This is a genomic window from Pseudarthrobacter sp. RHLT1-30-1, from assembly GCF_059383415.1.
Genome location: NZ_JBWZCG010000034.1, coordinates 21,467 through 34,833, shown reverse-complemented (window position 1 = coordinate 34,833; position 13,367 = coordinate 21,467). Strand labels below are relative to the sequence as shown.

The following is a 13,367-nucleotide window of genomic DNA, read 5'->3' as shown; positions in this document are numbered from 1 at the left end:
GCTGTTTTCATTGGTCGTAGTGCTCATGGCCTACCTTCTGACGACGGTGGTGGCGGGGGGGGTGCTCCGGCCCCCCCCCCCCCCCCCCCCCCCCCCCCCCCCCCCCCCCCCCCCCCCCCTCCCCCCCCTCCCCCCCCCCCCCCCCCCCCCCGCCCCTACTTGAACGGTACGGGCTATAGCTACATGCTACGTCGATCAGCCGTGTAGCTCTAACTCCTGACGTAACCGTCCCAGCAGGCTGGATGTTCCCCGGGAACCGGATCCGGCCGGCCCGTTGGGGCCAGCCCTGCAGGCCAGAAGTTTAGGCCAGCCCTTCGTCGTTGAGACGGGCGAGCATCAGCGCCTCAGCCACGATCGCGTTCCGGAAGTCTTCAAGGTGGAGGGATTCATTGGCACTGTGCGCCCGCGAATCGGGATCCTCGACTCCCGTGACCAGGATCTGCACATCCGGGTACAGCTCAGTCAGGTCGGAGATGAAGGGAATCGAGCCGCCGATGCCTGTTTCCACTGCGGGGACGCCCCACGCTTCGCCGAGCGCCCACATCGCGATGCTGGCCGCCCGGGAGGAAGTGTCGGTGCTGAAGGCGTTGCCGCTCTCCCCCGGGGTGAAGACGACGTGGGCGCCGAACGGTGCGTTGGCTTCGAGATGCCTGCGGACCGCATCCATGGCCTCAGCCGGTGCCTGGCCGGGGGCGAGGCGCAGGCTGAACTTGGCCCGCGCCCGGGGCAGCAGGGTGTTGGAGGCGACGTCGACGGCGGGGGCATCGAAGCCGATGATGGACAGTGCCGGTTTGGTCCAGAGCCGCGAGGCGATCGTGCCGGTGCCGGCAAGCCTGACGCCGTCGAGCACCGAGGCATCCGCGCGGTACTCCTCTTCCGAGAGGTCCACGGTGGCGTCGTCCCGGCTGACCAGGCCGGCGATCGCGACGTTGCCCTGCTCGTCGTGCAGGGTGGCGATAAGCCGGGAGAGGAGGGTCGGCGCGTCCAGCACGGGGCCGCCGAACATGCCGGAGTGGACAGCGTGGTCGAGGACCTTGACCTCGATAGTGCCGTCGACCAGGCCGCGGAGGCTGGTGGTGAGCGCAGGGATGCCGACTTTCCAGTTGCTGGAGTCGGCAACGACGATCACATCGGCGCGCAGGAGCTCCCGGTGGGCTTCCAGGAAGGTCCGGAACGTCGGGGAGCCCGCTTCCTCCTCGCCTTCGAAGAAGAAGGTCACGCCGAGCCCAAGCCGGTCCCCCAACACACGGGATACGGCACTGTAGGCAGCGATGTGGGCAAGGATTCCGGCCTTGTCGTCGGCCGCGCCGCGTCCGTAGAGACGCCCGTCGCGTTCGACGGCGGTGAACGGCTCCGTCTCCCACAACTCCAGGTCTCCCGTGGGCTGCACATCGTGGTGCGCGTAAAGCAGGATGGTCGGTTTGCCCGCGGCGGCCGGCCGGCGCGCGACGACGGCGGGGCCACCAGGGGTGCCGTCGTTTTTGTCGCAGCGCAGGATCCGGACGTCGTCGAAGCCGTTCTCCCGCACCAGTTGCGCGACGGCGTCGGCGCTGGCGTTCAGCGGGGCCGGGTCGAAACTGGGCCAGGCGATGCCCGGGATGGCGACAAGCTCTTTCAACTGGGCGATTGTGGCGTCGAACGATTCGGCGACAGCCTGGCGGATGGCCTCCGTGTCGACGTTTCCGGCCGGGCCTGCTGCGGTTTGCGGGTTCCCCGCGGGTAATGAGGTCATGGCCAGAACACTACCCGTGTCACGGATCACCTCAAACAGCGCGGCGGCGGCCTGGACCCCGTGTGGTCCGCGTCTCGCGGACCCCGTCCCGGGGTATTCTGTAGGGGTGTTTGGACGTAAAAAAGAAGCGCCTACGGCGCAGGACAGAGTTGACCAGCAGGCGTCCGGGGCGATAGCCCGGGACTCCACCACCGGCAAGGGCGCGCCCACGCCCAAGCGCAGCGCTCAGGTGGCCGCCCGCAAGCGGCCGCTCGTGCCGGAGGACCGCAAGGCCTCCAAGGCCGCAGAGCGCGTGGCGGTCCAGGACCAGCGGCTCAAGATGCGGCGGGCCATGGAAACCGGCGATGAGAAGTTCCTGCCGCTGCGTGACAAGGGTCCGCAGAAGCGGTTTGCCCGTGACTATGTGGACGCCCGTTTCAGCCTCGGCGAGTACCTCATGTTCGGCGCCCTGATCTTCGTGGTCGTCTCGCTCCTCGTCCCGGCCTCGAGCGATCAGATGATTTATGTCCTGGGCGGGTTCTGGGTTATGTTCCTGGCCGTTTTCGTCGACGTCTTCATCCTGTCCCGGAAGCTCAAGAAGCGCCTTACCGAGAAGTTCGGCGACGTGGAGCGCGGGACCGTCTGGTACGGTTCCATGCGCTCGCTGCAGTTCCGCCGCCTCCGCCTTCCCAAGCCCCTCGTCAAGCGCGGCGACTACCCCGCCTGATCCATTGAGCAAGGAGCCCCCGGCAGACTGGCTGCCGGGGGTTTTGTCGTCTGGGTGGGCTGCCGGGTCCGTTTGTCTCCGCTGCGGGCCGCGGCGGCCTCGTTTCAGCGCCGGGACGGGTGCTTCGCGAGCAGGCGGTTGATGCGGGCCGCCCAGAACGGACCTTCGTAGAGGAATGCCGTGTACCCCTGCACCAGGGTGGCCCCGGCGTCAAGCCGCTGCTGGACGTCCTGGGCGGTTTCGACACCGCCCACCGAAACCAGGGTCAACCGTCCGCCGGTTGCCGCCTTCAGCCGGGTGAGCACCTCCAGGGACCGCTGCTTCAGGGGTGCCCCGGACAGCCCGCCGGCGCCGCAGGCCGCGACCGCGTCCGGGCTGGCGACGAGTCCGGTGCGGGCGATGGTGGTGTTGGTCGCGATGATGCCGTCGAGTTTCAGGTCCAGGGCCAGGCGAGCGACATCGTCGATGTCTTCGTCGCTGAGGTCCGGGGCGATTTTGACCAGCAGCGGAACGTGGCGTCCGGACGCCTTGTCCGCCTCCTCCCCCACGGCCGTCAGGAGCGGGCGCAGTGTTTCCACGTCCTGCAGCAGCCGAAGCCCCGGGGTGTTCGGGGAACTGACGTTGACCACGAGGTAGTCGGCGGCGGGAGCCAGGCTGCGGGCGCTGATCAGGTAGTCGGCTGCAGCATCCTCAAGTTCCACGGCCTTGCTCTTGCCGATGTTGACTCCGATTACCGGGCGGACACCTGGGTGCCGGCGCTGCAGTGCCGCCCGGGCGGACTTCAGCCGGGGTGCGACCGCGGCTGCCCCGTCGTTGTTGAAACCCATCCGGTTGATCACTGCCCGGTCCTGGACCAGGCGAAAGAGCCGCGGGGCGGGGTTGCCGGGCTGGGCCTGGCCCGTAATGGTGCCGACCTCCACGTGGCCGAAGCCAAGATCGGTGAGGGCCTCGATGCCGTGGCCCTCCTTGTCGAATCCGGCCGCCAGGCCAAACGGCGAGGGGAACGTCAGGCCGAACGCCTGGGTCTGCAGTGACGCCGCCGGTGCCGTGAACTTCTGCAGCAGCCGGCCCGCGCCGCAGGAGTGGACGAGCCGGATGGCTTTGAAGCCGATTTTGTGGGCGCGTTCGGCGTCCATCGATGAGAAAGCCAGCCGGAAGAAAGTCGGATATACGCGCATGGTTCTAGTTTTCCTGCTCTGGCGGTCCAGACCAAACCCACCCGCCACCGGGCGCTAGCATGAAGCCATGACCAGCGACGATGAGGCGGGATGGGTACCCGACATCCTCGGTGACGAATTTCAGGCCCGCACCTTCCCTGCCGCGGGCCCCGACGGCGTCGAGCGCACCGCCACGCTGATCCGGCACCTTGGCCCAGCGGGCGGCAGAGCCGCCTCCGGGGGCACCGCCCCCGCGCCGGCCGCCACCGAGCAAGAGGCTGCCACCGCGGTTGACGCCGCCGGACGCCGGCCCCGGGCCGTACTGTTCCTGCATGGCTGGAGTGACTACTTCTTCAACGAGGAGCTCGCCGAATTCTGGACCGGCCAGGGCTTCGCGTTCTACGCCCTTGACATGCACAACCACGGCCGGAGCCTCCACGCCGGCACGCACGGCGGCTACGTGGCAGACCTGGATGACTACGACGCCGAGATCACGGCGGCGATCGGCATCATCAGTTCCCTGCAGGCCGAGGGGGACCACAATCCGTCTGTGGCTCTGATGGGACATTCCACCGGCGGGCTGATTGCCGCGCTGTGGGCGAACCGGCACCCGGGGGTGGTCTCGCAGCTGATCCTGGACAGCCCGTGGCTGGAAATGCACGGCAGTCCAGCCGTGCGCCGTGCGGCCCGGACCATGGTGGAACCGCTCGCACGGTTCCGGCCCGAAGCCATCATCCGCCTCCCTGAACGTTCCTTCTACTGGCGGAGCATCAGCAGTGCCGCGGACGGCGAATGGACGCTCGATGACAACTACCGCCCGCCCCGGGCGTTTCCCGTCCGGGCCGGCTGGCTCAGCGCAGTCCTCTCCGGCCAGGCGCGGGTGGCCCGGGGGCTGAACATCGACGTCCCCATCCTGGTGCTGATCTCGGGGGCCAGTGCCAACGGGATGTTCTGGAAGGAATCCATGCGGCGGACCGACGCGGTGCTGGACGTCAACACGATCGCCCTCCGCGCCCTCAGCCTGGGCCGCACCGTCACACTGGAACGGATCGATGGGGCCCTGCATGATGTGTTCCTGTCCGCTCCGCGTGTCCGGGCCGACGCGTACGCCCGGCTGGCCCGCTGGCTCCGCGCCTACGTGCTCGACGACGGCAGCACCCGGTGACCCTGCCCGCGGTGCGGCCGCTGTGGCGCCAGGATGTCCTGGGCAGCCGCTTCGAACGCCTGGAGCTGCCGCTCACATCCGACGACGAAGGACCCGTCGTCGCCACCCTGGTCCGGCATGCAGGCTCGGGCGGAGCTGCGGCCGGGCGGAAGGCAGGGGCTGCGCCGGCACCCCAGGTGGGCCCCGGCCAGCGGATCCGCTCCGCGCTGCACCGGTTCTTCTCCCCCGGCAGCAGCCGTGCACCGGCGGCAGGCGGCGCCCCGGCGGGGCACGCCGCGGCGGGCTACGCCGCGACCGACGGCCGGGCCGTTCCGGACGGACAGGCACCGGCCAAGGTCGTCCTGTACCTGCATGGCTGGGCTGATTATTTCCTGCAGGCCGAACTTGCCGATCACCTCGTGGCCGGCGGATTCCACTTCTACGCCCTGGACCTGCGGAAGTTCGGACGCAGCCTCCGGCACTGGCAAACCCCCGGCTACACGACCGACCTGGCCGTCTACGACGAGGACATCGCGGCGGCGCTGGCGGCGATCGGTTCCGACATCTCCGGGCGCACCGGCAGCCCCTTAGCGCCGACGGTGCACCTGCTCGCGCATTCGTTGGGCGGCCTGGTGGCAGCGCTGTGGGCGGACCGTAACCCGGGTCAGTTGGGGACCCTGATCCTCAATGCGCCGTGGCTGGAATTGCAGGGCAGCAGCCTGATCCGCAACATCGCGATGCATCTGGTGGAACCGTTGGCACGCACCGACCCGCGCCGGGCTCTGCTGCTGCCCAGCATGCCCGGCTACTGGGACAGCGTGAGCGGCACAGCGCACGGCGAATGGGACCTGGATCCCGGGTGGCGCCCGAAGGAGTCGTTTCCCATCCGGCCGGGCTGGATGAAGGCGGTTCTGGCCGGGCACGCGGCCGTGGCCCGGCGGCTCGACATCACGTCGCCGGTGCTGGTGATGCTTTCCGGACGCACCCGGATCCAGGCCGACTGGTCCGAGGAACTGATGGAACTCGACGCCGTGATCGAGGTTGAGGAAACGGCGCGCAGTGCGCTCGGGCTGGGCCGCCGGACTGCTGTCTTCCGGTACCCGGGGGCGCTCCACGACATCTTCCTGTCCCGCCGTGCGGTGCGCGAGGAGGCCTACCAAGACCTCGTCCTTTGGCTGCGCCAGTACCCGGGCCGCCCCAACCCGGGCTGACCCGACCCGGCTGACCGCGATCGGTTGACCGGGCGGCGGCCCCGATCAGGCAGGGGCAGCGTCGACCGCGCCGCCGTAGCGGCGGTCCCGCTGGGCATATATTTCCACGGCATCCCACAGCGTGCGCCGGTCCACATCGGGCCACAGGGTGTCCATAAAGACAAATTCGGCGTAGGCGGACTGCCAGAGCATGAAGTTGGAGAGCCGCTGCTCGCCGGAACTGCGCAGGAACAGGTCGACGTCGGGCAGGTCCGGTTCGTCCAGGTACTTCTGGATGGTCTTCTCGGTGATGGCGCCCGGCTTGAGCCGCCCCGCCGCCACCTCTTCGGCGATCGCCGACACCGCGTCGGCGATTTCCGCACGCCCACCGTAGTTAACACACATGTTCAACGTGCACGTGCTGTTGCCCCGGGTGAAGTCCTCGGCCTCTTCCAGCTCCCGGATCACCGAGCCCCACAGCCGCGGCCGCCGGCCGGACCAACGGATCCGGACGCCCCACTCATCCAGCTGGTTGCGCTGCCGACGTAGCACGTCCTTGTTAAATCCCATCAGGAAGCGGACCTCCTCGGGCGAGCGGCGCCAGTTCTCCGTGGAAAAGGCGTAGACACTGAGATGCTCGATGCCGAGCTCGATCGCCCCGGCCACCACGTCCAGCAGGGCGGGCTCCCCCGCCTTATGCCCTTCGATCCGCGGCAGGCCGCGCTGGTTGGCCCAGCGCCCGTTGCCGTCCATCACGATGGCGACGTGCCGCGGGATGAACTCCGCCGGGATGGCCGGCGGGACCGCTCCGGAGGGGTGCGGGTACGGACTCGTCACGGGGGTGCTCCGCTGCCGGACCGGATTCTTCTTTTTACCCAACGCCACAGTTACGTTCGCTCCACATGTTTGAGGGATTTGAGGACACGCTCCAGATGCCACTGCAGGTAGCTGGCGACCAGGCCGGCTGCCTCGCGCCGGTGTTGCGGGACGGAGGCGTCCGCCGTCGTCCAGTCCCCGGTCAGCAGGGCGCCGAGCAGCAGCACGGTTTCCGCAGCGGGGGCCGGTGATCCTGGCGGCCGGCAATCGGCGCAAACCATCCCGCCCAGCGGCGCCGAAAAGGCCGTGTGCGGCCCGCGGGCGCCGCAGCGGGCGCAGTCGGTAAAGCTCGGGGCCCAGCCGCCGGTGGCGAGGGCGCGCAACAGGTAGGAATCGAGGATAAGTTCCGGGGTGTGGTCGCCGCGGCTCAGCGAGGCGAGGGCACCGACGAGGAGATTGTATTGCGCGGTGCCCGCCTCACCGTCGACGTCGGTGAGCTTCTCCGCCGTCTCGGTCATGGCGGCAGCCACGGTGTAGCGGCCGTAGTCCGCGGCGATGTTGCCCCCGTAGGCCCCCTTGGCGACGGCCTGCGTGACGATGTCCAGGCTGCGGCCGGAAATCAGCTGGAGGTCCGCGACCATAAACGGTTCGAGCCGGGCCCCGAAGCGGCTGCTGGTGCGCCGGACGCCCTTGGCCACTGCACGGACCTGGCCGTGGTGTTTGGTCAGGATGGTGATGATGCGGTCCGCCTCGCCCAGCTTGTGGGTGCGCAGCACGACGCCGTCGTCACGGTAGGCGCGGGAAGCAAAGGAAGAGGGGTGGGCCACGGTTAATCTTCGCACTGTCTTGGTAGGAAGCTATGCCATTGAAGGAAAGCAGCCCTGCGCCGCCGGCGGATCAGCCGGATCCTCCGGCGGCGCAGTGCCTGGCAGCTTAGGCGCGGGCGTCCCGGATGGCACGGTTCACGGCCGAGATGACGGCCTTGAGCGAGGACGTGCTGGTGTTCGCGTCGATCCCGACGCCCCACAGCACCCGCTCCCCCACGGCGCACTCGACGTAGGCAGCGGCGAGGGCGCTGCCGCCCTCGGACAGCGCATGCTCGCTGTAGTCCAGGACGCGGACATCGACCCCGTCTTCGCGCAGGATGCTCAGCAGCGCGGCGATCGGACCGTTTCCGGTGCCGGTGCGGTGGACCACGGTGCCGTCAACTTTGAGCGCTGCGTGCAGCGTCATGGAGCCGTCCTCGTCCGTTTCGGTGCTGAACGGGCCGAGGGCGTAGCGTCCCCACTGCGCGTCGGCGGTGCCGGAGGGCAGGTATTCATCCTGGAATGCCTGCCAGAGCTGGGCGCCGCTGACTTCGCCGCCCAGGGCGTCGGTATGCTTCTGGATCACGCCGGAGAACTCGATCTGGGCGCGCCGGGGCAGGTCCAGGTTGTGCTCGTTCTTCAGCAGGTAGGCGACGCCGCCCTTGCCCGACTGGGAGTTGACCCGGATCACGGCCTCGTAGCTGCGGCCGAGGTCCTTCGGGTCGACCGGCAGGTACGGGACCTGCCAGGGGTAGTCGGCGACGTCTTTGCCGGCGGCGGCGGCGTCCTTCTCGAGGGCTTCCAGGCCCTTCTTGATGGCGTCCTGGTGTGAACCGGAGAACGCGGTGAAAACGAGGTCCCCGCCGTAGGGTGCACGCTCGGCGACGGGCAGCTGGTTGCAGTACTCCACGGTGCGGCGGACCTCATCGATGTCGGAGAAATCGATCATCGGGTCGACGCCCTGGACGAACATGTTCAGGCCCAGCGTCACCAGGTCAACGTTGCCGGTCCGTTCGCCGTTGCCGAACAGGCAGCCTTCAATCCGGTCCGCGCCGGCCAGGTAGCCCAGCTCCGCGGCCGCGACGCCGGTACCCCGGTCGTTGTGCGGGTGCAGGGACAGGATGATGCCCTCACGCGGGTGCAGGTTCCGGCTCATCCACTCGATGGAGTCGGCATACACGTTGGGGGTGGCCATTTCCACCGTGGCCGGCAGGTTGATGATGACCTGGCTGTCCGCGGAGGCCTCGAACACGTCGGCGATGGCGTTGCAGACCCGGACTGCGTATTCCAGCTCGGTTCCGGTGAAGGATTCCGGCGAGTACTCGTAGGTGATGTGGGTGTCCTGGAGGGTTTCTTCGTACTTCTTGCACAGCCGCGCGCCCTGCAGGGCGATGTCGAGGATGCCGTCTTCGTCCTGGTTGAAGACGACCCTGCGCTGCAGGACCGAGGTCGAGTTGTACAGGTGCACGATGGCCTGCCTGGCGCCGACGAGGGACTCGTAGGTCCGCTCGATCAGGTGCTCGCGGGCCTGGGTCAGGACCTGGATGGTGACGTCGTCCGGGATGTGGTTGCCCTCGATCAGCTGCCGGACGAAGTCGAAGTCCGTCTGCGAGGCGGAGGGGAAGCCGACTTCAATTTCCTTGTAGCCCATCCGGACCAGCAGTTGGAACATTTTCAGCTTGCGGGCCGGGCTCATCGGGTCGATCAGGGCCTGGTTGCCGTCGCGCAGGTCCACGGCGCACCAGCGCGGTGCCTTGGTGATGACTTTGTCCGGCCAGGTGCGGTCCGGGAGTTCAACCGTGATCAGGTCCTGGAACGGGACATAGCGGTGGACGGGCATTCCTGAAGTTTTTTGTGCGTTTCGCATTACAATCGGGGCCTTTTCTGTGGTTCCTGGTGAAAGGGGGGCCGGGCAACACAAACTCCGCAGCGAGGATGGGCCTTGCGCTAGATCGCGTCTGAGGCCTCGCTGCGGCAGCTAAGAAGAAGCAGTTCTGCGCGCACCTTTTCACAGTAACACGGTGCGTAAGATGAAGGAGCCTTACCTCCGTAACGTCCATCATGCAGACCGGCAACCCCGTAATAAGGCAGCGCCGGGCTGCCTCTCAAAGGAGCATTCGTGCCACTTTCGGGGATTGCCCTGTCCAACATCGACTCCACCGTGCGGCCGCAGGATGACCTGTACCAGCATGTCAACGGCACCTGGCTGAAGAGCACCGAGATTCCGGACGACCGCCCCCTGGAGGGGACGTTCACGGCCCTCCGGGACGGTTCGGAACTCGCGGTGAAGGAAATCATTGAGGACGCGGCTGCGCGCGGTGCGGAGTCCACCGGGATCGAGCGGAAAATCGGGGACCTCTACAACAGCTTTCTGGACGAAGCTGCGGTCGAAGCCAGGGGGCTGGACCCGATCAGGCAGCGGCTCGACGAGGTCTTCGCGACGGAGTCGATCGCCGAACTCATCGCACTGTCCGGGCGCCTGTTCCGCGCGGACGTGGGCGGGCTCTTCTACATCTATCCCGCCCCCGACGCCGGGAACCCGGACCGCATCCTCCTCTACTCCGGCCAGGGCGGCCTCGGCCTGCCGGATGAGTCCTACTACCGCGAAGCGAAGTTCGCGGCGGTGGTCCAGGCCTACACGGACCACGTGACGACGGTCTTCGCCCTGGCCGGTGTCGCCGCGCCCGAGGAGGCGGCCGGGCGGGTGGTAAAGCTGGAGACGGCGCTGGCCGGGCACCACTGGGACAAAGTCACGCTGCGCGACCCGCAGAAGACCTACAACCTGAAATCCGCCGATGAGGCGGCAGGGCTTTTCCCGCTGCTGGCGATCTGGTTCGACGCCGCCGGGGTCGCACCGGAGAAGCGCGCCGAGCTTGTCGTCAGCACACCGGACTTCTTCACCGGGGCCGCCTCGCTGCTGGACTCGGAGCCGCTGCCTGTCTGGCAGGAATGGCTCGCCCTGCGCGTCGTCGGCGCGGCCGCGCCGTACCTGTCCGCCGCTTTTGTGGATGCCAACTTCGCGTTCTACGGCACCACCCTCAGCGGCACTCCGCGGAACAAGGACCGCTGGAAGCGCGGGGTCGCCGTCGTAGAAGCGGCCCTCGGCGAGGCGGTCGGCCAGATCTACGTGGCCCGGCACTTCCCGGAAACCCACAAGGCCCGGATGGAGTCGCTGGTTGCGAACCTGATCGAGGCCTACCGCGAATCCATCACCGGCCTGGCCTGGATGGGCGAGGACACCAAACATGAGGCGCTCAAGAAGCTCGATTCCTTCCGCGCCAAGATCGGCTTCCCGGACCAGTGGATCGACTATTCCGCCGTGCAGATCGATCCGGCGGACCTGCTGGGCAACGTCGAGCGCGCACACAGCGCCGACATCGACCGGCACCTGGACGAGGTAGGCAAGCCGGTGGACCGGGAGAAGTGGCTGATGACGCCGCAGACGGTGAATGCGTACTACCACCCGCTGCTCAACGAGATCGTGTTCCCCGCGGCTATCCTGCAGCCGCCGTTTTTCACTGCCGACGCCGACGATGCCGTCAACTATGGTGGCATCGGCGCGATCATCGGCCACGAGATCGGCCACGGCTTCGACGACCAGGGCTCCCAGTACGACGGGAGCGGCCTGTTGCGCAACTGGTGGACGGAGGACGACCGCACCGCCTTCGAGGTGCTGACCTCCCGGCTGGTGGCACAGTTCGACGCACTGTCCCCCACCGCAGCGCCGGGGCACCACGTCAACGGCAAACTGACCCTGGGTGAGAACATCGGCGACCTCGGCGGCCTGACCATCGCTTACAAGGCCTACGTGATCAGCCTGGACGGCCAGGAGCCGCCGGTGCTGGACGGCCTGACCGGCGTGCAGCGGTTCTTTGCGTCCTGGGCCGCCGGCTGGCGGCAGGTGATGCGGAACGAGGAAGCGATCCGCCGGCTGGCCACGGATCCGCACTCGCCGAACGAGTTCCGCACCAACCAGATCGCCAGGAACATCGACGCCTTCCATGAGGCTTTCGGCACGGGAGAACAGGACGGGATGTGGTTGCCCCCCGCGGAGCGCGTCAGCATCTGGTAGACGCCGGCGGCCCCCGCTGGGCAGCGTCTGACCGTTGCCTGGCAGGCGCTTAGGCAGCAACTGACCGGCACCTGACCCGCAACGGCAGGGCCGGCCGCGGGACAAGTTCCCGTGGCCGGCCCTGCCGTGTGTGGGGTGCTTAGCGGACGATCAGTGACGGGTTGGCCTGCTGGCAGACGACGTCCCCGGCCGTCTGGTTGACAATGTCCGAGGGCAGGTCCACCGGGGCCTCTGCGCCGGGGGTGCCGCCGACGAGGTCGCTGCCGAGGTACACCTGGGCGCCGACAACTCCGGCGGCCGGAAGCACCCGCGTCGCCGGGATCCCCAGCAGCGTGGCAACGTCGGCGGCGACATCGGCGTAACCCGTACCGTAGTACACCGCTGTCGTCGTGACCGGCGCGGCGGCCAGCTGGCCGAGCTGGGTGAAACCTCCGGCGGTCAGGGCCTGGATGATCTGCTGGCTGCGCGCCGGAACTCCGGATCCGTTCGCCACCGTGACGGGCTGCAGCGATTTGTCGTAGGCGGTGGCCGTCTCGCTGGGTGTCGGCTCTGCGCTGGGGCTGGCGCTCGCGTCCGGGGATGCGGACGGGCTCGGGGTCGCCGTCGGGTCGGTGAGGTCAATGTCCTTGCGCATCGCCGCGAAGAGCTGGGATGCGGCGGGTTCCGCCACCTGCAGCCGATTCGGGTCGCTGACCGCCGGGATGGTCGGCACTGCCACGAAGGCGACCTTCCCCAGGTCGATGTTCTTCAGCCGGTTCCCGACCGTCAGCAGCGTCGGGATGGAGGCAAGGCCGTTGTCAATGGTCAGGTTCCTGGTGACGACGTCGGCGATCTCCAGCATCTTGCCGGGATTGGACATGGTGCCGTCGTCCTTCATCTTCCGTGTCAGGGAGGACAGGAAGGCCTGCTGCGCCTTGATCCTGCCGAGGTCCCCGCCGTCGATAAAGGCGTGCCGGGCGCGCAGGAACGCCAGCGCCTGTTCGCCCTGGACCGCGGAGGTTCCCTTCGGCAACCGCAGCTGCGAATCCGGGTCGTACACCGCGTCGCTGATGCAGACGTTCACACCGCCCACCGTATTGGAGAGTTCCTTGACCGCGTTGAAGTCGGCCATCATGAAGTGGTCGACCTCCAGGCCTGTCAGTTTGTTGACAGTGTCCACGGCGCAGCCGATTCCGGCTTCCGACATGGCCGCGTTGATCATCACGTTCTTCTGCGCCGGGAATTCCTGTTTGGATGCCTGGTCGGTGCATTTGGGCGTGTCCACCAGCAGGTCGCGGGGGAAACTCACCACACTGACGCGCTTGTTGTCCGCCGAGATGTCCAGCAGCATCATGACGTCGGAGTGCCCGTAACCGGTGGCGTCGTCCGACGTGCCGTACTGCGAGTTCTTGCCGTCGCGGGTGTCCGAGCCGAGGACGAGGATCTGCAACCGGTCCCGGGAGTCGTCCACCGCGCCTTCGGTCTTGTCGCTGCCTGCGCTCAGTGCTGACTTGCTGAGGTTGCCCTGCAGGCGGATGAACCAGTAGGCGCCGAAGGCCAGGACTCCAACAAGCAGGACCGACACCACGACCGCCCCGATCTTCAGCCAGCCGGGCTTGCCGTGGATCGCGCCCAGATGCCGTGCCGGCCCGACAGCGGGGTCATCCGTGTGCCGGGCAACAGAACCTGACGGAACCGGGGATCCGGTGCCGCCTGCACGGTCTTCACGGGGTCGAGACACGGTTGAGCCTTCTTTCACGAACGG

General features: G+C 67.9%; 10 protein-coding genes. 4 read left to right on the top strand and 6 right to left on the bottom strand.

Going from position 1 to position 13,367, the window contains the following annotated elements:
- Positions 1-301 precede the first annotated feature (301 nt).
- Entirely contained in the window at positions 302-1,732 is a 1,431-nt protein-coding gene (locus tag AC50YM_RS18445; RefSeq protein WP_494958401.1) for a dipeptidase, read from the bottom strand.
- A 106-nt stretch (positions 1,733-1,838) separates the two neighbouring features.
- Here AC50YM_RS18445 and AC50YM_RS18440 point away from each other — a divergent pair, with 106 nt between their 5' ends.
- Positions 1,839-2,438, top strand: a complete 600-nt coding sequence (locus tag AC50YM_RS18440) for a DUF3043 domain-containing protein (protein WP_494958400.1) — start codon at positions 1,839-1,841, stop codon at positions 2,436-2,438.
- A 104-nt stretch (positions 2,439-2,542) separates the two neighbouring features.
- Here AC50YM_RS18440 and AC50YM_RS18435 read toward each other — a convergent pair whose 3' ends face one another.
- Positions 2,543-3,616 carry a quinone-dependent dihydroorotate dehydrogenase gene (locus tag AC50YM_RS18435; protein ID WP_494958399.1) on the bottom strand — a complete coding sequence of 358 codons (1,074 nt, stop codon included), beginning with the start codon at positions 3,614-3,616 and terminating at the stop codon, positions 2,543-2,545.
- A 67-nt stretch (positions 3,617-3,683) separates the two neighbouring features.
- On the opposite strand from AC50YM_RS18435, the gene AC50YM_RS18430 reads away from it, so the two are divergent.
- Positions 3,684-4,760 carry an alpha/beta hydrolase gene (locus AC50YM_RS18430; RefSeq protein ID WP_494958398.1) on the top strand — a complete coding sequence of 359 codons (1,077 nt, stop codon included), beginning with the start codon at positions 3,684-3,686 and terminating at the stop codon, positions 4,758-4,760.
- Positions 4,757-5,950 carry an alpha/beta hydrolase gene (locus AC50YM_RS18425; protein WP_494958397.1) on the top strand — a complete coding sequence of 398 codons (1,194 nt, stop codon included), beginning with the start codon at positions 4,757-4,759 and terminating at the stop codon, positions 5,948-5,950. Before AC50YM_RS18430 ends, AC50YM_RS18425 begins: the two co-directional genes overlap by 4 nt.
- A gap of 45 nt (positions 5,951-5,995) precedes the next feature.
- Here the strand turns inward: AC50YM_RS18425 and AC50YM_RS18420 are convergent, their stop codons facing one another.
- The 3 genes from AC50YM_RS18420 to leuA all read right to left on the bottom strand — a co-directional run bounded on the left by AC50YM_RS18420 (position 5,996) and on the right by leuA (position 9,418).
- The gene (locus AC50YM_RS18420; RefSeq protein ID WP_494958396.1) at positions 5,996-6,814 is read right to left on the bottom strand and encodes an isoprenyl transferase; all 819 of its coding nucleotides are present in this window, start codon (positions 6,812-6,814) and stop codon (positions 5,996-5,998) included.
- 2 nt (positions 6,815-6,816) lie between these two features.
- Entirely contained in the window at positions 6,817-7,572 is a 756-nt protein-coding gene (recO, locus tag AC50YM_RS18415; protein WP_494958395.1) for a DNA repair protein RecO, read from the bottom strand.
- Positions 7,573-7,678: 106 nt separating this feature from the next.
- A complete protein-coding gene (gene leuA, locus AC50YM_RS18410) occupies positions 7,679-9,418 on the bottom strand; it encodes a 2-isopropylmalate synthase (protein ID WP_494958394.1) in 1,740 nt (579 codons plus the stop codon).
- A gap of 252 nt (positions 9,419-9,670) precedes the next feature.
- On the opposite strand from leuA, the gene AC50YM_RS18405 reads away from it, so the two are divergent.
- Positions 9,671-11,623 carry a M13 family metallopeptidase gene (locus AC50YM_RS18405; protein WP_494958393.1) on the top strand — a complete coding sequence of 651 codons (1,953 nt, stop codon included), beginning with the start codon at positions 9,671-9,673 and terminating at the stop codon, positions 11,621-11,623.
- Between the two features lie 139 nt (positions 11,624-11,762).
- On the opposite strand, the gene AC50YM_RS18400 is transcribed toward AC50YM_RS18405, so the two are convergent.
- Positions 11,763-13,343 carry an LCP family protein gene (locus AC50YM_RS18400; RefSeq protein ID WP_494958392.1) on the bottom strand — a complete coding sequence of 527 codons (1,581 nt, stop codon included), beginning with the start codon at positions 13,341-13,343 and terminating at the stop codon, positions 11,763-11,765.
- Positions 13,344-13,367 lie beyond the last annotated feature (24 nt).